The sequence below is a fragment of the Cognatishimia maritima genome (genome assembly GCF_900129685.1).
Lineage (GTDB): Bacteria > Pseudomonadota > Alphaproteobacteria > Rhodobacterales > Rhodobacteraceae > Cognatishimia > Cognatishimia maritima.
The window spans coordinates 662,718-681,374 of the sequence record NZ_FQWM01000001.1; the positions used below are offsets into that span (position 1 = coordinate 662,718).

Here is an 18,657-nt window from a genome sequence, read left to right on the forward strand (position 1 = left end):
GCCAAACTTGGCCCGGACAGGAGGCAAAACCTTATCGATTACTCGACTGGGCAGGCACCTTCAGATGGAGCATCAGGAGCCCAGCATGGCGCACCGGTTTCGTCCATGATTTTCTGCAAAGTTTTCTTTTGATCTGCAAGAACACGGTCGATCGGCTGACCGGCCAGAACGATACGCTCGAAGGTGTCGACGAACACACGGTTGAAGTCACCCCCCATCGAACCAAGACCTGCTGGCAGAAGACCTGGGTTCGCATCAGACGATCCGCTCATCTTGGCAACTGCATCGCCTGCCGCACGCACTGCCGGTGGCAGGTCATCAGGCAGATCAACATCGACCACAGGGAAGAAGCTGGTCGCACGCAGCGTTGCAATCTGAGTTTCAGGCTGCAGCAGATACTTCACCAATTCCTTGGCTTCATCCATATTTGGTGCTGTCTTCGGGATCGCGACACCTGCAAGCACAGGCATGAAGCCACGACCAGTAGGCCCTGCTGGCGCTGGGAAGGCTACAAAGTCATCAGGACGCTCGTTAAAGGCCTGTGCCAAACGTGAGGTGTGATCAAACACAATCCATGCATCGCCGGACAACAGTTGCTCTTGCAGGAAGTTGTAGTTTGTCGATGCTGGGTTGGTGTGTTCCCACAGTTCTTTGAATTTTTCCCACGCAGTGACGGCTTCGTCTGACGCGAAGGTACGCACAACGCCGTTTGTATAGGACGGGTACAGATAGCCTTGGAAGAACCGGTGCTTCAGCCCTTTTGGACCGGCAGGGAAGCCAAACTTCGGCTGACCGACGGCTTCGTGCACATTCGCGGACCACTGGATCAACTCATCGTAAGTCAATGCATCAATATCAGCGCCTTCCGGCAGATACTGCAGCGCTTCTTTGTTGGCTGCCATGATGTAGCTTGCCTGCATCCAAGGCACATATTGCATGTTGTCGGTGCCAAGTTTTGCAAGATTGTTGAAGGTCGCGCTTGAAGACGAAACCCCGAGATCGTCAAGATCAACTAGGTCATCTGCATTCAGAGATGAAAACACCCCATGCAGCGACCCCAAAACCCCAATCGAACCAGAATTTGCTTCGATTTCTGCCTTCAGGCGGGTCAACCATGGCCCCTCTTCGTTTGGCTGATAGTCCACACCGGGACCAAAGCCAGCGAGAACATCCGTGCGCATGGCCTGCGCTTCTTCTGCCGGACGCGCTTGCGTTGACCAGAAGAGTGTTTCCGCGCTTACCGCTGCGGCTGATAGTAAGATTGACAGGCCCGATACGGCACCTGCCAGCTTGGCTGAAAGTTTCATTTCATTCCTCCCTTATGAACAACGGTACCCATTCTCCCTTGGCACCATTCAGAGTTCAGGCGGTTTTCCAATTGCAGCGCCCCAGAAATCGTTTGCTGGAGGGCTCAAATGGAATCGCCGAATTCTCGCAGTCAGCTTGGTATAACGTTATACCTTCTGTCAACGATTTTTCCTGACGCATGTTTTCGGTATAGGCGTGAACTGCCCTATCCCCTTGTTATTTGGGGTGTTGCAACGTTATGTTTGCAATAACGTTTAACCAAAAATCAGGCTCATGGCACAAAGACCCAAGCTAGAAACTGTTGCCAAACGCGCGGGCGTCTCTGTCGCGACCGCGAGTCAGGTCATGCGCGGCACCGGTCGCATTTCGGACAAAACCCGCAAAAAAGTTCTGGATGCCGCACAGACCCTGCACTACGTGCCTGATGCCCGCGCGGCGGCGATGCGGTCGGGCGACAACCGGGAAATTGGGTTTACCATCCACCAGATCGCCAACCCATTTAACGCCGAGGTGATCAGCGGGGTGAGCGATCTGTTGGAGTCTGAGGGCTACCTTGTCTCTATTCTGGACTCCCAGGATGACCCCGAACGTCAGCGCCGTCAGCTTGAGGCATTTATTCGCGGGTCGCGCGGCGGGCTCTTGTGGGTGCCGGCCCATGACACGCCGAAATCAACTTTTGAGTTGCTCAGAAATCATCGAATCCCCACGGTGACGTTCCTGCGTCGAGAGGGCTTTGATGAATTTGACCACGTCGGAATACGCAACAGCGAGGCCACACGCACCGCAACGACGCACTTGGCTGTACTTGGTCACCGCAACATCGCCTTCCTCGGCGGCCTTGCCAATGTCGAAACCCGCAATCAGCGGATCGCGGGCTACTTGTCAGTGATGCAAGAGCGCGACCTCGCCGATCCAATTGTTTGGGAATCCCCAGACGACAAAATGTCCGGCATGAAGGCGATGATGGCCCTGCAAAAAGCACATCCCGAAGTCACAGGAGTGGTTTGCAACGGCGACATGATCGCCCTTGGGGCGTGCCTTGCTTTGACGCGAATGGGCAAACAACCGGGCAAAGATGTTTCGGTCGTGGGCTTTGACAATATCCAAGACGCGGCGGTCGCCACCCCGCCCCTTACGACCATGGCGGTCTCGCCCCGTCAACTCGGTCGTCGCCTCGCTCGCACGCTGCTGGACCGCATCCGAGAACCTGAAGGGCCACCTGCCGTGTCAGAGGTGTCTGCGGAACTGACTGTCAGGGATACAACGGGCGCTTTGACACGCCCGTCGTAATTTGCGTAAGCCGTTTTATCGACGCAGTGCGAAAATCGCGCCGGCTGCAGCAACCAAAGCCAAAATCAAAGTATTTTCAATGCCATGGCTGTGAAATCCATTGTCAACGTGTGCGAGCGCTGGCGATGCAACGATCATCGCTACGAGTGAGAAAAGGCGCGTTTTCATGCCTCTATTTCCTTTTTTCTTTGATGCAAAAAGTCGCGAATATCCATGGTCGATTTCTCATCCATCGAGACATAGATCAGCGACATGTTGGTGCGTTCCTGAACCATTTCACCGGGAAACGGCAGATAGCTAAGCTCACGTGACCCAAAAGAGGGCGACGCGGTCCCGACCTGCCAGTCGGTTTTTAGCTCGACATCGATCAGCTTCAGCGATTTTGCGCCGTCCTTGGCCGGGCGTTCAAACGGGACACCGGCCAGTTTCAGGTAGCTGGATTTGTCCTTGGCTTGCAAAAAACCCTCGATGAATTGCGTGGCAAGCACCTGCAGGTCAGCCGCTTCATCTGCATTATGCATGTGGCTGTGCAGGTGGTCGCCGTGCGCGTGATTGTGGCCATGCCCCGCGTGGGAATGAGGGTGGGCATGATCGTGATCATGGTGGTGGTGGTGGTGGTCGTGATGGGGATGGTCGTGTGGCATCAGACACCCACCTTATGCGGACCGTCGTTGCGCCAGCGGCGACCGTTGAATTCACCATGCGGTAAGCTGACCGGTTTATCGATGAACTTCTTATGCGCCCCAAGCTTGCCGTTGGACACCAGTGCCCCCAGCACGTCCACAATCACACGCGTACCCATCAGCGCGGTAATATCAGACGTGTCGTAAGGAGGAGACACCTCTACCAGTTCGAGACCGCAAATACCTTCGGCCGCGATGCCCGATGCCAGCGCCAGCGCCTCGCGTGGGAGGAACCCACCCGGTTCTGGCCAGCCTGTCCCGGGCACAAAGCCACAGTCGATGCTGTCGATGTCAAAGGACATATAGACCATGTCGACGTCCTTCCATGCCATCTCAAGCGCCATTTCGATGGTTTTATCGACACCCATTTTTTCCATGTCGCCCATGGTGATGATGTTGGTGTTGCGCTCTCTCGCTACTTTGACGGCCTCACGCGGGACCTGCCAGCCGCCGATGCCGATCTGCACGAGGTTTGTGGCAGGCACATTCGGTAGGTTGGTCGAATGGAACCAAGGCGTTGTGTGCATCCGTTCATCCAAGTCTTTCTCTTGGATGTCGGCATGGCGGTCAAAGTGCACGATGCCGATTTTCTTGGAGGTACATTCCGCGATCCCGCGCACGCATGGGAAGCCAATCGAGTGGTCCCCACCAATCATGATCGGCAAGGAACCAGAGCTAAATACATGGCTGACGGCGCGGCTGATCTGGTCAAAGGATTTTTCGATATTGGCCGGGATCGTGAACACATCGCCCGCATCGCAGAGCGTCATTTGCTCGCGAAGATCGACCCCAATTTCGTAGTTATAGGGCGTATAAAGCGCCGAGATTTTGCGGACCCCTTGCGGGCCAAATCGCGTTCCCGGACGATAAGTTGTCCCACCATCAAATGGGATACCAAGGACCGTGGCATCATAGTCTGCGACCTCCAGAACGTCTTCGGCATAGGGTGCCTTTAGGAATGTGTTGATCCCAGCAAAATGCGGCAGTTCCCCGCGCGCAAAGGTCGGGATGGATTTGTCTTCAATGCTGTCCGCACCGGTCAACCCCATGCGCAGCGCCCACTGACGCTCTTCTTCCATGCGGCCTTCGGGCAGGTCCTTTTCCAAATGCATGGCCTTCCAGCCTGCCAGTTTGGTCAGATCCGGGTGGTGATGGCGTTTATCGCGCGCCTCGATGGTGCCCTGCAAATCAACAGGGTGGTGGGTTCGGGAACGGTCCCGATCATGCAGAAACATCTGCGTCCTCCTTCAATTGAAACGGGATGCCCCCATCGCGGGCATCGAAATCATATGTGATGGTCGCGCCATACATGCCTGGGTCATGTGGGTCCCAGCGCGGCTTATCAAAGACCAGAACACGGTCCCCGAGTTTGAACCCCTCCTGCAGGTCGTGCGTGACCATGAAGACCGTCATGTTGGTCTCGTCACGCAGTTCCAAAAGAAAATCGTGCATCTGTAGACGTGTGCCGGGATCAAGAGCCCCAAAGGGTTCGTCCAGTAGCAGAATGCGCGGCTTGGCGGTCATCGCTTGGCCAATCGCGAGGCGCTGCTGCATGCCGCCCGACAGTGATGCCGGATATTGATCGGCCACGTGGTTCAGGCCGATACGTTCCAGCATTGCATCGGCGCGCTCTGCCGCAGTTTTGCGTTTTTCGCCGGACAACCGGCCAAAGGCCGTGTCAAAGCTTTCCGCTGCAATCAGGTTCTCTCGTACCGACAGATGCGGAAAGACAGAGTATTTCTGAAACACCACCCCGCGTTCGCGATTGGGCTCCTTGGCAGTTACCCCGCCGTCGATGCTGATCTCACCTTTGTGTGGACGTTCCTGCGCCAAAAGCATGCGTAGAAAGGTGGATTTGCCACAGCCCGAGGCCCCGACGATGGAAATAAATTCGCCCTCGTCAATCTCGACATTCACCCGTTCAAGGATCGACCGGTTGCCGTATTTCTGCCAGACATTTGAAACACTTACAAAGCTCATAGGCCTGCCTCCATCCAAGGGAAGGCTTTGCGCGACAGGGTCTTGAGGAGCCAGTCGATCAGAAAAGCCAGAAAGGTGATCCAGATGACGTAGGTCAGGATGACATCCATGGCGAGATAGCGGCGCACAAGGAAGATGCGGTAGCCTAGCCCGACGTTAGACGCTACGGCTTCGGCGGCAATCAGGAAAAGCCAGGCAGAGCCGAGCGACAGGCGCACATTTGAAATCAGGCGCGGCAGCACTTGCGGCAGCGCGACGCGCAGGGCGATGACGGCTGAGGATGCGCCAAGCGTCTGGGCTTTGACAATCTGCTCTTGCGGAATTTCAAGCACGCGCTGCGCGAGGTCACGGGTCATAAAGGGCGTGATCCCGATGACGATCAGAACCACTTTTGATGTCTCTCCAAGCCCAAAGACAATGAACAGGATCGGCAGCAAAGCCAAGGGCGGCACCATGGACACAACAGCAATAAAACTCGACATGGCAGATCGCGCATAGGGTAAGAGGCCAATGGCGAGACCGATCAGCAAAGAAAGCAGCGCTGATATCCCAACACCCCCCAAAAGCCGTGCGAGGCTGGCGAAAGTGTCGTTCCAAAGCAGAATTTCTTTGGACCGGCGGTCGGGTTCGGTAAACAGCCGCTGTGCGGTTTCAGCGATGGTTGAAGGGGCAGGCAGAAGTTTGTCTTGCGGGTTCGCGTCCAGTCGGATGTCAGAGCCAATCGAATAGGCCGCAAAGAGCGCGATAAAAGGGAGCGCCGCCAAAAGGACCGCCAAGGGCTTGCCCGGAATATGGTTGATCAAACGCATGCGCCGACCTCCTTTGTGGATTGGAAGGGCCATGTGCGGCCCTTCCAAAATCAACGGATGGATTACAGCGCGCCGTCGGCGGCCATCTGCATGTAAGTCGTGTCAAAGCGGAATTTGACGTTACCTGAATCGCCGGTTGTGGATCCGTCGGGGTAGGCAATCCCCACGAAATCCGCGCTTGGGGCGCCTTCGCCCAGAATGCCTTTATCAAACAGGAACTCCGCGACACTGGTCATTGTGGTCGGCAAATCGGCGGAACTTGCCTGCGCGACGGCAGCTGCCGGGTCAAAGAACATTTCCGTCGCCGCCAGCTGCGCTTTGTACCCTGCAAGATCGGTACCGGACGCTTCTGCCATCGCGGTCAACGCGGCTTCGTCGCCTGCTGCCATCAGCGCCATAAGTTCGTACCACGCACCAGCAACGGCTTTGCCAAATGCCGGGTTATCCGCGAGCGTCTCGGTGTTCACCACCATCAGGTCAAGGATTTCACCGGGGATGTCAGCACTGTCAAACAGCACATTTGCATCTGCGTTGGAGCCGGTGATTTCAGACACCAGCGGGTTCCATGTCACCACAGCCTCGACATCATTGGTCGCGTAGGCCGCGATCATGTCAGCGTCTGAGGTATTGATGACGGCATCGAGATCGGATTCTTCCATGCCTACCGTGTCCAGCGCACGGGCGAGCAAGTAGTGCGAGACGGACAGTTCCACCAGATTGACCGGCTTGCCTTTCAGATCGGCGATGCCGCCCGCACCTTTCATAATCACGGCGTCGTTGCCGTTTGAATAGTCGCCGACGATCAACGCGGTTGTATCGACGCCACCACCCGATGGGATCGAAAGCGTGTCCATATTGGTGGCCGAAACGCCATCAAACGCGCCCGCGGTGTATTGGTTGATGGATTCGACGTAGTCGTTGAACTGCACGATCTCGACATCAATGCCGTATTTCTCGGCCCATTTGTCCATGATCCCGCTGTCTTCCAGATAGCCCCATGGCATCCAGCCGACGTAGATCGACCAGGCAAGTTTGAATTCGGTTTTTTCTTCTGCTGCGACAGGGGCGGAAACCCCGGCCAGAACACCCATCGCAAGGGCGGTCGCGGACATCAGTTTGGTGATCTTCATGTCTTTCCCCGTTGTTGCGTCCCGCCGAGGTCTTCGGTTTTGGGTCCACTGGCGGAACAAAGAGATCGGGCGCGGACAAACCTGCGCAGTAGTCTCCCGGGATTTTGCCCCGCCGTGTGCCTTACCGGAGTTTGCCGGTTCGGTGAAGCTTCTCGGACCTGACCCGCTGGGAATGCGGCGGAACCCTAAGCGTCCTGCAAGTCTAGTTCACGAGACCGTGGTATCTTCAGGCAATAAAATTGCCTCAATTTCCGAGGAAATCGCCAATTCGCCGCGTTGTGACGCCGGATATTCCCGCTTCTGCCCATCAATTAATCAAAAAGTGAAGGCTCGGCGTCGTTTGATCTTGCGAAGTTTGCCGGGGACGTCATCGGGTTTGAACGGCTCGGCTAAACTAACCTACCTTGTGACCTTGGCTCCAAACCCCGCGTAGCAGCGGCGTTTGGCCGACTGGTCGCACCCGCAGGACGTCGCCACGCAGACCAACTTCCAAAGCGCCGCGATCCGACAAACGCGCTGCTTTTGCCGGGTTGCGCGTCACAGTCGAAATGGCGCGGGGCATGTCATCCCAAATGCGCGCCAGTTGGAACGCTGACAGCAATAGCGCGGATGGCACATAGTCTGACGACACAATATCCAGCAGGTCCGCCTTTGCCAGATCTTCCGCCGCGACATTGCCGGAATGCGACCCGCCCCGGATCAGGTTCGGCGCCCCCATCATAACGGCGATACCCTGATCGCGGCAGGCTTCTGCGGCTTCGACGGTGGTCGGGAATTCAGCAAAGCCCACGCCGTTTGACGCCGATATCACGACTTGCTCTTTCGTCGTGTCGTCATGGCTGGCCAACACAGACCCAAGGCGGTTTGCTTCCTTTACGGCGCCCGCCTCATGTTTCGCGCCAAACCGTTTCTGGAGGGACAGCAGGTTTTCGACATGTTCTTCAAACTCGGCGTTATTCATACCGCGTTTTTTGGCCACATAGGTCTTGAGCGCTGTCAGATCGCAGAATTGCCGTTGGCCCGGTGTGTGGTCCATTAGACTGACGATGCCCACCCGATCCTCCGGTCCAAAGGCGGCCAGTTCCTCTAGCAGGGTTTCTGAACAAATCTCTGCCCGCAGGTGCAGGAAGTGGCTGATCTTGAACAGCCCTTCGGCCCGCGCCGCCAGCAGCTCATCTGCAAGTTTGCGCGCATAGTCGATATAGCGCCCCTTGCCGCTGTGGATCGAACCGACACGCATCGCGTCAAACACGGTGGTGATCCCAACCGAGGCCAATTCTGCGTCATGGGCAATCAGGGCTGGTAGATGTGGCCAATCGACCTCTGGGCGTGGCTCAATATGGCGTTCAACATTGTCTGTATGCAATTCAACCAATCCCGGCAGCACCAAGTCGCCCTGGCAATCCACAGCGCCGTCTGGCACCCCTTCCCCTTCAGTAATTTCATTGATGATACCTTGTTCGATCTTCACCGCGCCTGTAACCACACGGTCGGTCAGAACCAACTGTGCATTTGCAAGATGCAGGTGTCCTGACATGTCGTTGTCATAAGACTCTGGCAGGGACGGCACAGGAAAAGGGGAATTCATGTCATACTCTCGCTTTGCGATCTATTACGTTCCGCCCGAGGGCCCATTGGCGACGTTTGGCGCAACCTGGCTGGGCTGGGATGTTCTGCGCGGCCTCGAGGTGCCGCAGTTTGATTTGCCCGGTTTGGATGACATCACAATGACACCACGCAAATACGGATTTCACGGCACTCTGAAGCCGCCGTTCCGTTTGCAGACGGGCCATACGGTTGATGACCTTGCGTCGGCTGCTTCCAAGATGGCCGCCGCGCTGGCCCCGGCGACTTGTGATGGTTTGAAACTGACGCCCTTGGGCCGGTTTCTCGCCCTGACCCCGCAAGGGGATATGTCGCAATTGCAGCGCGTGGCCGAAACCTGTGTGCAGGAATTGGATGCTTTTCGTGCGCCTGCCAGCGAGGCGGAATTGGCGCGACGCCGCAAGGCTGGGCTGAATGCGCGGCAGGACGCCCTGCTGACGCAATGGGGCTATCCTTACGTGTTTGAAGAGTTCAAGTTCCACCTTACCCTGACAGGTCGGTTGCCCGCTGACATTCTGCCTGTCTGGGTCGACAACGTGCAAAGCTGTCTGCCGGACTTGCCGACGCCCTTTGTCGTCGATCAGATCGCCCTTTGTGGCGAACGCGAAGATGGGCGCTTTGAACTTCTGCATCGCTACACACTCGCGGGTTGAAGCAAGGCAACTGCCCGGGTGATGGTCTGATCCAGCGGACCGTCATTAGCGAGGTCGAGCACATCTAACCCGTCAGGAAGTGGCTTATTTGCCTGCGCCAGACGTTTGGCGATTTCTTCTTCGGTTTCCCGCCCGCGTCCAGCTAGCCGCGCTGCCAAGGTTTCTGGCTGCGCCGTGATATGCAGGACAGAAAAGCGCGGGAAAACATCAGCCCCACGCGTCAATGCCTTGCGTGAGAAATTGGCGAGGCAATCCGTGCCCGCCTCAAGCAAAGACAGGACCGAGTTGGGAATGCCGTAGTAAAGCCCATGCGCGCCCCAATGAACCGCGAAGGCACCGCTTTGGGCCATCTGTTCAAACTCTGCCACAGAAACGGCGTCGTAGTCTTCGCCCCCGAGTTCTGGCGCGCGCGTGATGACCCGACGCACCAGATGAAAGTTCGGCGCGCGGTCGTGAATGCCCTGCATCACGCTGTCTTTGCCTACACCCGATGGGCCAACAACCGCGATCAGACGCCCCTGTGTCATGCGGCAGCCTTTGGTGTAAAACGGCTGACGTCGATTTCACGGTCGCACACGCGGTCGCGCGCAGCTTCATCGTGGAAAATCCCAATGATTGCCGCACCGCGCCCTTTGGCCTCTTCGATCAGTGACAGGACGATTTCGCGGTTGGTCGCGTCAAGGCTGGCTGTTGGTTCATCCAGCAGCATCGCCGGATAGGTATGCGAAAACCCGCGAGCAATATTCACCCGTTGCTGTTCACCACCAGAAAAGGTTGTCGGCGAGAGGCTCCAGAGCCGCACTGGGATATTGAGTTGCGTCAACAGAGCACGCGCGCGTGCCTGTGAGGCTTCGGCGGACACGCCCAGCGCCCGTAAAGGTTCCGCAACAACATCCAAAGTCGGCACACGCGGCACAACCCGCAAGAATTGGCTGACGTATCCCAGAACCTCGCGGCGCAGGGCGATCACCTCGCGCGGCTCCGCTTGGACGAGATCAACATCGCCAATCCGAATGGCGCCGGCCTGCGTCAGGTAGTTGCCATAGATCATGCGCATTAGCGTGGATTTACCCGCGCCAGAGGCACCGGTCAGCGCCACACATTCTCCCGGAGCCACCGCAAAGGACACATCGCTGATGACTTCAATAACCGCACTGCCTTGATTGTGCAGGGTGAAGGTCTTGGAAACGTTGGAAAGTTCAATCATGGCTCACACCTGCAAAACGGAACTGACAAGAAGCTGGCTGTAGGCATGCTGCGGATCATCCAGCACCTGATCAGTCAGGCCTGCCTCAACAACGCGGCCCGATTTCATCACCATCAAACGATCCGCCAAAAGCCGCACCACTGCAAGGTCGTGGGTAACGATGATGGCCGAAAGCCCCATGTCGCGCACCAAACCGCGCAGCAGATCCAACAGCCGCGCCTGAACGGACACATCCAGCCCGCCTGTTGGTTCGTCCATGAACACCAGCCGCGGTCCGGTCACCAGATTGCGCGCGATTTGCAGACGTTGCTGCATGCCCCCCGAAAAGGTGGTCGGCCGGTCATCAACGCGCCCGGCGTCGATCTCAACACGTTCAAGCCAGTCGGTCGCCTTGGATCTTATGTCGCCATAGTGACGTTCGCCCACGGCCATAAGCCGTTCGCCCACGTTCCCGCCAGCAGAGACCCCCATGCGCAGCCCGTCCCGCGCATGTTGGTGCACAAAGGCCCAGTCGGTGCGGCTCAGCATGCGGCGCTCGGGTTCGGACATAGTCACAGTGTCGCGCGGCCCATCGGCGCGCGTGTCAAACACGACCTGCCCCGCATCCGGTGTCAAGTGCCCCGCCATACAGTTGAGCAGGGTTGATTTGCCAGAGCCACTTTCGCCCACGATGCCCATGACCTCGCCGGGGTAAAGCTCAAACGAGACATCCGCGCAGCCGATATGAGCACCGTAGCGCTTGGTGACGCCTTGAACAGAAAGCAAAGGTGTCATGCTGCGTCCTTCCCTTTGTAGCCTGCCGCCTGGCGCGCATCGCAATAATCTGTGTCCGAGCAGACAAACATCCGCCCACCGGCATCATCCACGATCACCTCATCCAAATAGCTTTCTTCGGCGCCGCACAGCCCACATGGATGGTCAGCCTTGGAGGCCTCAAACGGGTGATCTTCGAAATCTAGGCTGACGACCTGCGTGTAAGGCGGCAAAGCGTAAATCCGTTGTTCGCGCCCAGCGCCGAACAGCTGAATTGCCGCCATGTCGCCCAGTTTTGGGTTGTCAAATTTTGGAATGGGCGATGGGTCCATGACATAGCGCCCTTCGACTTTGACAGGATAGGCATAAGAGGTCGCGATATGGCCGTGGCGGCTGATGTCCTCATAAAGTTTCACATGCATCAGCCCGTATTCTTCAAGCGAATGCATCTTGCGTGTTTCGCTTTCGCGTGGCTCCAGAAAGCGCAGCGGTTCCGGGATGGGCACCTGATAGACAAGGATTTGATCCTCGGTCAGCGCCTCTTCGGGGATGCGGTGACGGGTCTGAATCACGCTGGCGTCGGAGGTCTTTGTGGTGGTGGTAACGCCTGCCGTGCGCTGAAAGAAAGAGCGGATCGAAACCGCATTGGTCGTGTCGTCCGCACCTTGGTCGATCACCTTGAATGTGTCTTCGGGTGTCAGCACAGCCGCAGACACCTGCACGCCGCCGGTGCCCCAACCATAGGGCATCGGCATTTCGCGGCTCGCAAACGGCACCTGATAGCCGGGGATTGCCAAACCTTTGAGGATCGCGCGACGGATCATGCGTTTGGTCTGTTCGTCAAGGTAGGCGAAGTTGTAATCTTGGTCGGTCATTCCGCAGCCTCCGGCACCTGATCGGCCCCTGCTTCGCGCCGCAGTTTACGCACCAGTTCCAGTTCGGATTGGAAATCGACGTAATGCGGCAGTTTGATGTGTTCGAGGAACCCCGTCGCCTGAATATTGTCGGCGTGGTAAAGCACGAATTCTGCGTCCTGCGCCGGGGCACCAACATTGTCCTCGCCCAGTTCCTCCCACCGCAGCGCCCGGTCGACCAGCGCCATGGATATGGATTTGCGTTCACTTTGGCCAAAGACCAGCCCATAGCCGCGCGTGAATTGCGGCGGTTCGGTTTTGGAGCCTTTGAACTGGTTCACGGTTTCGCATTCGGTCAGGGTGATTTCCCCGATCTCAATCGCGAAGCCCAGTTCGGGGATCTCCATCTCCACCGGCACCATGCCAATCCGCAATTCACCGACAAATGCGTGGTTGCGCCCGTAGCCGCGTTGGGTGGAATAGGCGAGGCCCAGCGTGAACCCCTCATCCGCACGTGTTAGCGCCTGAAGCCGCAGCGCACGGCTGGCGGGCATTTCAAGCGGTTCGCGTGTCAAATCAGGCGGCGTGGTGTCCTCGGCGGGTGCTTCTTCGATCAATCCCTCACGGTTGAGGAATTCGGTCACATGCGGCACATCGCCTGGGGCGACATCGCGCGAAGGCGCTTCGGGCACTTCTCCGTCTGCGGCCAGTTTGAAATCCAGCAAGCGGTGCGTGTAGTCAAAGGTTGGCCCCAAGACCTGCCCGCCGGGCAAATCTTTGAAGGTCGCAGAGATACGCCGGTCGCAGGCCATTTCGCCAGTGGACACCGGCTCTGACGCGCCAAAGCGCGGCAAGGTGGTGCGGTACGCCCGGATCAAAAAGATCGCTTCGATCAGGTCGCCGCGCGATTGCTTGATCGCCAACGCCGCAAGGTCGGGATCGTATAGCGACCCCTCAGCCATTACCCGATCAACAGCCAGTTTTAGCTGCTCGCGGATCTGCGTAACGCTGAGGTCGGCCACATCGGTATCACCACGGCGCTCTTCGGCCAGCCAAGCATGGGCGTTTGCAATGGCGCGTTCACCGCCTTTGACTGCAACGTACATCAGGACACCTCTGTCGTTCTTGGCAGCGCGGCCAATTGGCTGCCGCTGGTCAGGATAAAATCAAGCCCCAAAGGAAAGAGCGCGCGGTTCTGTTGGAAGGCCTGCACCGATGGCAATGACAGCGCCGCATTGGTTTTGATCCCCGGACCGCTGAGCGTCGCACCGGACTGCGTCAGCGCCTCACATTCTACGATCAACGTGGCAGATCGGTCAGGATATTCAGACGTACCAACGGGATAGACCGAAAGCGGGTTCAGGGCCTCCCACGTGCCAACCGCGAACATGCAGTGGCTTGGCCCGGTCAATGGCGCGCCGGTGTGAAAGGCCAGCCACGCACGCACGGCGTCGCAATCGGCGTCCCCGGCCAAATAGACCGGCGTGTCGGTGTCACAAAGCGTCAGCAACACGCTGCCTGCCGCTTTGGACAACGGCGCGGGGGGTTCAGCACCGGCGATATCCTGCAAAGTCCCGGGGCGCGCCATGGCTTCCATTACGCTGCGAAATGCATGGGCCGATTGGACGGCTGGGTTGGCAAAGCCACCGGAAAGGGTTTCTGCCTGCATCAGTCCTCTCCTCGTGCCATGGTGAAAAACTCGACCTTGGTGGCCGCCGCTTTGGCCGCGCGCGCGGCCTTTTTGGCGGCCATTTCTTCTTCAAGCGGGGTCAAAACAGCAGAACGCACGGCCTCTGCTTGTGGTCCCTGCATCAGGGCATCCACCAGCGCTGCGGCCTCAGTATCTGCTTTGCGGCGTCCTTGGATATAAGCGTGCCCGACCTCTCCGGTCTCTAAGGTCAGCGCACAACGCGTGACGGTCATTTCGCCCAAATTGAATGGCGCGCCCGTGGCCCCTGCCCGACCGCGCACCATGGTACTGCCGATCTCCGGCGCACGCAGCCAAGTAAACAGGGGGCGCTCCATGGCGGCATCCAGAAGGGTTGCTACCCGCCCCGCTGGCGCTTTTGCCAGCAGGCCCATCCAATGTTTGCGCAGCGCATTTTCGTCGAATGTATCTTTCATCTCGACAACTGTTCCGTTCCCTATACAACTATACATATCTTAACATTTTCGCGGCAAGAAGACAGCGAAGATTTGTGAAACTTGCGTGACAAGGAGACGACAATGCAGGCCAAAACGCCCATCTGGAAGGCGATTGCCGACGCCTTGCGCAGCGACCTCGCCGAGGGGCGCTACGCCCCCGGCGACAAGCTGCCGACCGAGGCGGCCTTGGCAGAGCGGTTTGGCGTCAATCGGCATACGGTGCGGCATGGGATCTCTGCTTTGATTGATGAAGGTCTTGTCCGCACCCGGCGCGGGGCTGGGGCGTTTGTCGCGACGACACCGACCGACTACCCCATCGGCAAACGCGTGCGGTTCCATGAGAACCTGATCGCTGCAGGGCGGCGACCCGAAAAAACCGTACTGCACCTAGAGGAACGTGCAGCCACCGATGGCGAAGCCAAGGCACTGCAAATCGCTCCGGGCACGCTGATCTGCGCTTATCACGGGCTATCGCTGGCCGATGGACAACCCATCGCTGTGTTTGAAAGCCTCTTCCCGCTGGATCACCTGCTGGGCATCAGCCAAGCATTAACAGAAATCAGCAGCGTAACCGAAGCGTTGGCTGCTGTAGGCGTACATGACTACACACGCGCTTCGACGCGCTTGACCGCTGTGCGCGCCTCTGCAACGCAGGCTTTGCACTTGCAAGTGGCAGAGGGTGATCCCCTCTTGCGGTCTTCCAGTGTGAATGTGGACATGTCAGGCATGCCCATCGAATACGGGCGCACGTGGTTTGCGGGGGACCGGGTGACTTTGACGCTGGAAGGTTAACCTTCGTATTTTTCCAAGAACGCTTCGGCGGACAGCGCACGGAAATCCTCCAGCGCCGCGCGCAAAGCCTCATGCGGCCAATCCCACCACGCAAGCGCCATCAAACGCTCTGCGATGTTGAGTGGTTGGCGCAGACGCAAGGGTTTGGCCGGCGTCCCGGCGACAATGGTGTAGGGATCGACGTCCTTGGTCACAACCGCGCCTGAGGCCACAACAGCGCCGTCGCCCAAAGTGACTTCTGGCTTGATCTGCGCGCCTGCCCCAATCCAAGTGTCATGCCCGATATGTGCGATCCGTGATCGGCGATGGGCAAAGAATTTCGCATCGCGGTCCGCGTCGTCCCAATAGTCGTCAGAGCGATAGAGGAAGTGGTGACAGGCGGCGGTGTCCAGCGGATGATCCGTCGCACCGATCCGAGAAAAGGCGGCGATATTGGCAAACTTCCCGATCTTGGCGTTGGCAATATCAGCATAGCGGTCGCAATAGCTGTAGTCGCCAAACTCCGAATGCGCGACCCGGCTGCCTTTGCCGATTTCGACAAAGGCACCGAAAGTGCTGTCGGTGATTTCACATTCGGGGTGGATAAACGGCTTTTCGGCGGAGAGGCGTGCCATGATCAGAAGTCCCTTTCTTCGCCGGTAAAGCGAAAGAATTTACCTGTGTCGGCCATTTGCAGGCCAAGTGCGATGTCAAGAATACCCTTGGCGACCTCTGTCGGGTCTTCTTCGGCGTCCGCTCCGCCCATGTCAGTGCGCACCCAGCCGGGATCGACCAAAGCCACAGGGATGCCTTCCGGGTCTAGCGCTGTCGCGAGGCCCTGTATGACTTTGTTCACCGCCGCCTTGGACGCGCGATAGGCGATCCGGTCGGCCTTGCGATAACCCATCCAGGCCATTTGCGAACTTATCGTCACAATCTTGGGCGCTGCACTGGTGCGCAACTGCGGTAGCACCGACTGGGCGACGGCCAAAGGCGCGATGCTGTTCACCGTCAGCGTATGGGCGAAGCCAGCAAAATCCATATCCAGCGGCGATTGACGCGTGGGTGTTATCACGCCTGCGTTGTTGATCAGAATGTCGACCGGACCGAGGTCGGCCAGCTGGTCTGCAATTGTCTCTGGCGTATCCAGCGTCAAGGCAATGCTGCCATCGCGCCCGTCCCTCGTTGTGCCAATTGGATCGTGCCCGGCTGCTTTTGCCGCCACAAACAGCGCAGCACCAATACCGCGGTTGGTTCCGGTAATCAGAATGCGTGCCATTAGTCTTTGCGGTCAATCAGTTTGCCACGCAGCCAGCCCGAGAACCAATCCATAAACATCACCATGACAACGATCAGAACGATGTAATAGGCAACTTCTTCCCAGTCTTTCTGGGTCTGGATCGCTTGCGTCAACATCAAACCAATGCCGCCGCCGGTGATCGCCCCGATAATAGTGGCCGAGCGTGTGTTGGATTCCAAGAAGTATAGGATCTGTGCCAGCAGCACCGGTACGACCTGTGGGATCACGCCAAAGCGATACCTCTGTAGCGGCTTGGCCCCGGTCGAGGACACACCTTCGATCTGCTTTCCGTCTACGTTTTCCAGCGCTTCAGAGAATATCTTGCCAAATGTACCTGTGTCCGTAATCAGGATCGCCAGTGCCCCAGTCAATGGACCTGGCCCAAAGGCGCGAGCCAAAACCACGGTCCAAATCAAGGCATCCACACCGCGCAAGAAGTCAAACAACCGACGCGTTGCCGCCCGCAAAACCATCACTGGGGAAAACCGCTTGGCCGCAAGAAAAGCCAGAGGCAAAGCAATGATCGCGGCCCCCATGGTGCCCAGAAACGCCATCAGAATGGTTTCTCCGATAGCCCAGGCCACGTCTTTGTGTCGCCACATCGGATTGTTCCACCAATCCGAGATCGCACCAGCAATGTTGCTGCGCGCCGGGTCGATCTGTTCGCCGAACAAGATCGTGGCAAGGCCCTGCCCGTGGTACGGGCTGTCCAGCGTGAACCAAAAAAGTTCCCAGCCGGGGAAATAGTTGAACACTTCGGTGCGCGATCCGGTCAGCGTGATGCGCCCTTCCGGGGTGGTAATGCCAATGCGACGGTTAGAGGCGGAAATCCAATCTGGAAGGTCTGTGGGCAGATTGCTGATCAGGCTGCGCCCCTCAGCCTGCACTTCGATCATCGGAAAGCCCGGAAGTTCGATTTCTGTCCGGTTTTCTGGCAGATAGCGCACGATGTGGTTGCCACCCAGATCAATGATGATGACCTCGTCCCCAGTCACCCAATCGGGGCGCTGACCTTCGGGATATGTGCCTTTGCGTTCGCCTTCGACGGCATAGGTGATCTCTCCTGAGCGGTTGTCGCGGGTGACATGCACCTTATGAGACCAGCTGTCAGAGGCCAGCGTGACCGCATTGTTAAGATTGGCGCGTCCGGCAAGGCCCGGCAGATCAAAGGCGAAAAAGATATAGATCAGATAAAGCAGGATGACCGCAGGGATGGCATAGCCGATCAGCCGTTTGCGCTGAAACAGCCTGTCCGCATTTTCTTTGGCGAAACTCAGATCAGTTGCGGTCATTGGCCCTGCCCCTCTGTCAGTCGATTGCGATAGCGGCTGGACACCTGATCGAAGAAGACAATGGTGCCAAACAGCAGGATGAAAATTGCCGCGGCTTCGTCAAAGCGGCCCGGCCCCCAAGCCATCGCATTGCGCAGCTCGTAGCCAAGGCCGCCAGCGCCGACAAAACCGAGAATGGCCGACGCACGGATGTTGATCTCAAAACGCAGAAGCGCATAGCTGATGTAGTTTGGCGCGACCTGTGGCAGGACACCCAACAGCATGCGCTGCGACCAAGTCGCCCCGGTGGACGCCAACCCTTCGACAGGTTTCAGGTCCGCATTTTCCGCAACCTCGGAAAACATCTTGCCCAACGCGCCAGCCGTATGGATCGCAATGGCAATCATTGCAGGCACCGGTCCGCCGCCAAGAACAAAAATCAAAACAAGCGCAATCACGATCTCTGGCACGGCGCGCATGATGTCGGCCACACGGCGGAAGAGCGGGATCAGCCGTGGCCATCTGGCCAAACCACGTGTTCCCAAGAGCGAAAGGAACAGGCCGCCGATGGCCCCAATCAGAGTAGAAACAGCAGCGATATTGATGGTTTCCACTAAGGCTGGAAAATACTTTGCAATCAAAGACGGCAGATCGGCGCGTTTTTCCCAGGCCTCAGACAGAACATCAGCCGGGTAGTCCCCGATCTGGTGCAAACCTTCCCAGAAGCCGCCCGCGTTGCGGTCATCGGCAACATTGAAGCCCGACACCATCAGAACGGCAAAGATCAAAAGCGCCAAGCCACCATAAAGCCTGCGTCGTTGGACCTGCGCCATATAGCTTGCTTGGATGCTGTCCACGCTGTCCGGCGCGCCGCTGAGTGAGATTTCTGCCATGCTGC

The 18,657-nt window shown here is 57.8% G+C and carries 22 protein-coding genes and 1 riboswitch; of the genes, 3 read left to right on the forward strand and 19 right to left on the reverse strand.

The window, feature by feature from the left end; translation table 11 throughout:
• Positions 1-38: 38 nt before the first annotated feature.
• Positions 39-1,307 carry an ABC transporter substrate-binding protein gene (locus BUA39_RS03430; RefSeq protein ID WP_072790928.1) on the reverse strand — a complete coding sequence of 423 codons (1,269 nt, stop codon included), beginning with the start codon at positions 1,305-1,307 and terminating at the stop codon, positions 39-41.
• A 274-nt stretch (positions 1,308-1,581) separates the two neighbouring features.
• Between BUA39_RS03430 and BUA39_RS03435 the strand changes: the two genes are divergently transcribed.
• Positions 1,582-2,598, forward strand: coding sequence for a LacI family DNA-binding transcriptional regulator (locus tag BUA39_RS03435; RefSeq protein ID WP_072790931.1), 1,017 nt, complete (start codon positions 1,582-1,584; stop codon positions 2,596-2,598).
• A 15-nt stretch (positions 2,599-2,613) separates the two neighbouring features.
• Here BUA39_RS03435 and BUA39_RS16755 read toward each other — a convergent pair whose 3' ends face one another.
• From BUA39_RS16755 to BUA39_RS03465, 7 genes are all read right to left on the reverse strand, one after another.
• Positions 2,614-2,766 (reverse strand): hypothetical protein, encoded by a 153-nt coding sequence (locus BUA39_RS16755; protein ID WP_165610477.1) that lies wholly within the window; start codon positions 2,764-2,766, stop codon positions 2,614-2,616.
• Positions 2,763-3,242: a hypothetical protein gene (locus tag BUA39_RS03440; RefSeq protein ID WP_072790935.1), complete on the reverse strand. Its 480-nt coding sequence runs from the start codon at positions 3,240-3,242 to the stop codon at positions 2,763-2,765. The genes BUA39_RS16755 and BUA39_RS03440 overlap by 4 nt, the downstream gene beginning before the upstream one ends.
• Positions 3,242-4,516 (reverse strand): agmatinase family protein, encoded by a 1,275-nt coding sequence (locus tag BUA39_RS03445; protein WP_072790938.1) that lies wholly within the window; start codon positions 4,514-4,516, stop codon positions 3,242-3,244. The genes BUA39_RS03440 and BUA39_RS03445 overlap by 1 nt, the downstream gene beginning before the upstream one ends.
• Positions 4,503-5,261 carry an ATP-binding cassette domain-containing protein gene (locus tag BUA39_RS03450; RefSeq protein WP_072790941.1) on the reverse strand — a complete coding sequence of 253 codons (759 nt, stop codon included), beginning with the start codon at positions 5,259-5,261 and terminating at the stop codon, positions 4,503-4,505. The genes BUA39_RS03445 and BUA39_RS03450 overlap by 14 nt, the downstream gene beginning before the upstream one ends.
• Positions 5,258-6,070, reverse strand: coding sequence for an ABC transporter permease (locus tag BUA39_RS03455; protein WP_072791710.1), 813 nt, complete (start codon positions 6,068-6,070; stop codon positions 5,258-5,260). Before BUA39_RS03455 ends, BUA39_RS03450 begins: the two co-directional genes overlap by 4 nt.
• 62 nt (positions 6,071-6,132) lie before the next feature.
• Positions 6,133-7,200: a putative urea ABC transporter substrate-binding protein gene (locus BUA39_RS03460; RefSeq protein WP_072790943.1), complete on the reverse strand. Its 1,068-nt coding sequence runs from the start codon at positions 7,198-7,200 to the stop codon at positions 6,133-6,135.
• 91 nt (positions 7,201-7,291) lie between these two features.
• A riboswitch (guanidine-I (ykkC/yxkD leader) is annotated at positions 7,292-7,400 on the reverse strand.
• A 194-nt stretch (positions 7,401-7,594) separates the two neighbouring features.
• Complete coding sequence (locus BUA39_RS03465; RefSeq protein WP_072790946.1) at positions 7,595-8,788, reverse strand: alpha-D-ribose 1-methylphosphonate 5-triphosphate diphosphatase; 1,194 nt, start codon at positions 8,786-8,788, stop codon at positions 7,595-7,597.
• Here BUA39_RS03465 and BUA39_RS03470 point away from each other — a divergent pair.
• Positions 8,787-9,458 (forward strand): DUF1045 domain-containing protein, encoded by a 672-nt coding sequence (locus BUA39_RS03470; protein ID WP_072790949.1) that lies wholly within the window; start codon positions 8,787-8,789, stop codon positions 9,456-9,458. The two genes, BUA39_RS03465 and BUA39_RS03470, sit on opposite strands and share 2 nt — an antisense overlap.
• Here the strand turns inward: BUA39_RS03470 and phnN are convergent.
• From phnN to phnG, 7 genes are read right to left on the reverse strand one after another with little or no spacing between them, the layout of a single operon-like run.
• Positions 9,440-9,985, reverse strand: a complete 546-nt coding sequence (gene phnN / locus BUA39_RS03475) for a phosphonate metabolism protein/1,5-bisphosphokinase (PRPP-forming) PhnN (protein WP_072790953.1) — start codon at positions 9,983-9,985, stop codon at positions 9,440-9,442. The two genes, BUA39_RS03470 and phnN, sit on opposite strands and share 19 nt — an antisense overlap.
• Positions 9,982-10,665 carry a phosphonate C-P lyase system protein PhnL gene (gene phnL / locus BUA39_RS03480; RefSeq protein ID WP_072790957.1) on the reverse strand — a complete coding sequence of 228 codons (684 nt, stop codon included), beginning with the start codon at positions 10,663-10,665 and terminating at the stop codon, positions 9,982-9,984. Before phnL ends, phnN begins: the two co-directional genes overlap by 4 nt.
• A gap of 3 nt (positions 10,666-10,668) precedes the next feature.
• Positions 10,669-11,439: a phosphonate C-P lyase system protein PhnK gene (gene phnK, locus BUA39_RS03485; RefSeq protein ID WP_072790960.1), complete on the reverse strand. Its 771-nt coding sequence runs from the start codon at positions 11,437-11,439 to the stop codon at positions 10,669-10,671.
• The gene (locus BUA39_RS03490; protein ID WP_072790962.1) at positions 11,436-12,293 is read right to left on the reverse strand and encodes an alpha-D-ribose 1-methylphosphonate 5-phosphate C-P-lyase PhnJ; all 858 of its coding nucleotides are present in this window, start codon (positions 12,291-12,293) and stop codon (positions 11,436-11,438) included. Before BUA39_RS03490 ends, phnK begins: the two co-directional genes overlap by 4 nt.
• Positions 12,290-13,378: a carbon-phosphorus lyase complex subunit gene (locus BUA39_RS03495; RefSeq protein ID WP_072790965.1), complete on the reverse strand. Its 1,089-nt coding sequence runs from the start codon at positions 13,376-13,378 to the stop codon at positions 12,290-12,292. The genes BUA39_RS03490 and BUA39_RS03495 overlap by 4 nt, the downstream gene beginning before the upstream one ends.
• On the reverse strand, positions 13,378-13,941 hold the full coding sequence (gene phnH / locus BUA39_RS03500) for a phosphonate C-P lyase system protein PhnH (protein ID WP_072790968.1): 564 nt from the start codon (positions 13,939-13,941) through the stop codon (positions 13,378-13,380). Before phnH ends, BUA39_RS03495 begins: the two co-directional genes overlap by 1 nt.
• The gene (gene phnG, locus BUA39_RS03505; RefSeq protein ID WP_072790971.1) at positions 13,941-14,396 is read right to left on the reverse strand and encodes a phosphonate C-P lyase system protein PhnG; all 456 of its coding nucleotides are present in this window, start codon (positions 14,394-14,396) and stop codon (positions 13,941-13,943) included. Before phnG ends, phnH begins: the two co-directional genes overlap by 1 nt.
• A 102-nt stretch (positions 14,397-14,498) precedes the next feature.
• Between phnG and phnF the strand changes: the two genes are divergently transcribed.
• Positions 14,499-15,209, forward strand: a complete 711-nt coding sequence (gene phnF, locus BUA39_RS03510; RefSeq protein WP_072790973.1) for a phosphonate metabolism transcriptional regulator PhnF — start codon at positions 14,499-14,501, stop codon at positions 15,207-15,209.
• Here the strand turns inward: phnF and BUA39_RS03515 are convergent.
• The 4 genes from BUA39_RS03515 to phnE (BUA39_RS03530) are packed head-to-tail and all read right to left on the reverse strand — an operon-like array spanning position 15,206 to position 18,652.
• Positions 15,206-15,823 (reverse strand): LbetaH domain-containing protein, encoded by a 618-nt coding sequence (locus BUA39_RS03515; protein ID WP_072790976.1) that lies wholly within the window; start codon positions 15,821-15,823, stop codon positions 15,206-15,208. The two genes, phnF and BUA39_RS03515, sit on opposite strands and share 4 nt — an antisense overlap.
• A 2-nt stretch (positions 15,824-15,825) precedes the next feature.
• Complete coding sequence (locus BUA39_RS03520; protein WP_072790979.1) at positions 15,826-16,467, reverse strand: SDR family NAD(P)-dependent oxidoreductase; 642 nt, start codon at positions 16,465-16,467, stop codon at positions 15,826-15,828.
• Positions 16,467-17,780 (reverse strand): phosphonate ABC transporter, permease protein PhnE, encoded by a 1,314-nt coding sequence (phnE, locus tag BUA39_RS03525; RefSeq protein ID WP_072790982.1) that lies wholly within the window; start codon positions 17,778-17,780, stop codon positions 16,467-16,469. Before phnE (BUA39_RS03525) ends, BUA39_RS03520 begins: the two co-directional genes overlap by 1 nt.
• A complete protein-coding gene (phnE, locus tag BUA39_RS03530; protein WP_072790985.1) occupies positions 17,777-18,652 on the reverse strand; it encodes a phosphonate ABC transporter, permease protein PhnE in 876 nt (291 codons plus the stop codon). The genes phnE (BUA39_RS03525) and phnE (BUA39_RS03530) overlap by 4 nt, the downstream gene beginning before the upstream one ends.
• Between the last annotated feature and the right edge of the window lie 5 nt (positions 18,653-18,657).

Coding starts and splice junctions, on each gene's coding strand:
- BUA39_RS03430 (WP_072790928.1), bottom strand. CDS start 1,307: ATGAAACTTTCAGCCAAGCTGGCAGGTGCCGTATCGGGCCTGTCAATC.
- BUA39_RS03435 (WP_072790931.1), top strand. CDS start 1,582: ATGGCACAAAGACCCAAGCTAGAAACTGTTGCCAAACGCGCGGGCGTC.
- BUA39_RS16755 (WP_165610477.1), bottom strand. CDS start 2,766: ATGAAAACGCGCCTTTTCTCACTCGTAGCGATGATCGTTGCATCGCCA.
- BUA39_RS03440 (WP_072790935.1), bottom strand. CDS start 3,242: ATGCCACACGACCATCCCCATCACGACCACCACCACCACCACCATGAT.
- BUA39_RS03445 (WP_072790938.1), bottom strand. CDS start 4,516: ATGTTTCTGCATGATCGGGACCGTTCCCGAACCCACCACCCTGTTGAT.
- BUA39_RS03450 (WP_072790941.1), bottom strand. CDS start 5,261: ATGAGCTTTGTAAGTGTTTCAAATGTCTGGCAGAAATACGGCAACCGG.
- BUA39_RS03455 (WP_072791710.1), bottom strand. CDS start 6,070: ATGCGTTTGATCAACCATATTCCGGGCAAGCCCTTGGCGGTCCTTTTG.
- BUA39_RS03460 (WP_072790943.1), bottom strand. CDS start 7,200: ATGAAGATCACCAAACTGATGTCCGCGACCGCCCTTGCGATGGGTGTT.
- BUA39_RS03470 (WP_072790949.1), top strand. CDS start 8,787: ATGTCATACTCTCGCTTTGCGATCTATTACGTTCCGCCCGAGGGCCCA.
- BUA39_RS03465 (WP_072790946.1), bottom strand. CDS start 8,788: ATGAATTCCCCTTTTCCTGTGCCGTCCCTGCCAGAGTCTTATGACAAC.
- phnN (WP_072790953.1), bottom strand. CDS start 9,985: ATGACACAGGGGCGTCTGATCGCGGTTGTTGGCCCATCGGGTGTAGGC.
- phnL (WP_072790957.1), bottom strand. CDS start 10,665: ATGATTGAACTTTCCAACGTTTCCAAGACCTTCACCCTGCACAATCAA.
- phnK (WP_072790960.1), bottom strand. CDS start 11,439: ATGACACCTTTGCTTTCTGTTCAAGGCGTCACCAAGCGCTACGGTGCT.
- BUA39_RS03490 (WP_072790962.1), bottom strand. CDS start 12,293: ATGACCGACCAAGATTACAACTTCGCCTACCTTGACGAACAGACCAAA.
- BUA39_RS03495 (WP_072790965.1), bottom strand. CDS start 13,378: ATGTACGTTGCAGTCAAAGGCGGTGAACGCGCCATTGCAAACGCCCAT.
- phnH (WP_072790968.1), bottom strand. CDS start 13,941: ATGCAGGCAGAAACCCTTTCCGGTGGCTTTGCCAACCCAGCCGTCCAA.
- phnG (WP_072790971.1), bottom strand. CDS start 14,396: ATGAAAGATACATTCGACGAAAATGCGCTGCGCAAACATTGGATGGGC.
- phnF (WP_072790973.1), top strand. CDS start 14,499: ATGCAGGCCAAAACGCCCATCTGGAAGGCGATTGCCGACGCCTTGCGC.
- BUA39_RS03515 (WP_072790976.1), bottom strand. CDS start 15,823: ATGGCACGCCTCTCCGCCGAAAAGCCGTTTATCCACCCCGAATGTGAA.
- BUA39_RS03520 (WP_072790979.1), bottom strand. CDS start 16,467: ATGGCACGCATTCTGATTACCGGAACCAACCGCGGTATTGGTGCTGCG.
- phnE (WP_072790982.1), bottom strand. CDS start 17,780: ATGACCGCAACTGATCTGAGTTTCGCCAAAGAAAATGCGGACAGGCTG.
- phnE (WP_072790985.1), bottom strand. CDS start 18,652: ATGGCAGAAATCTCACTCAGCGGCGCGCCGGACAGCGTGGACAGCATC.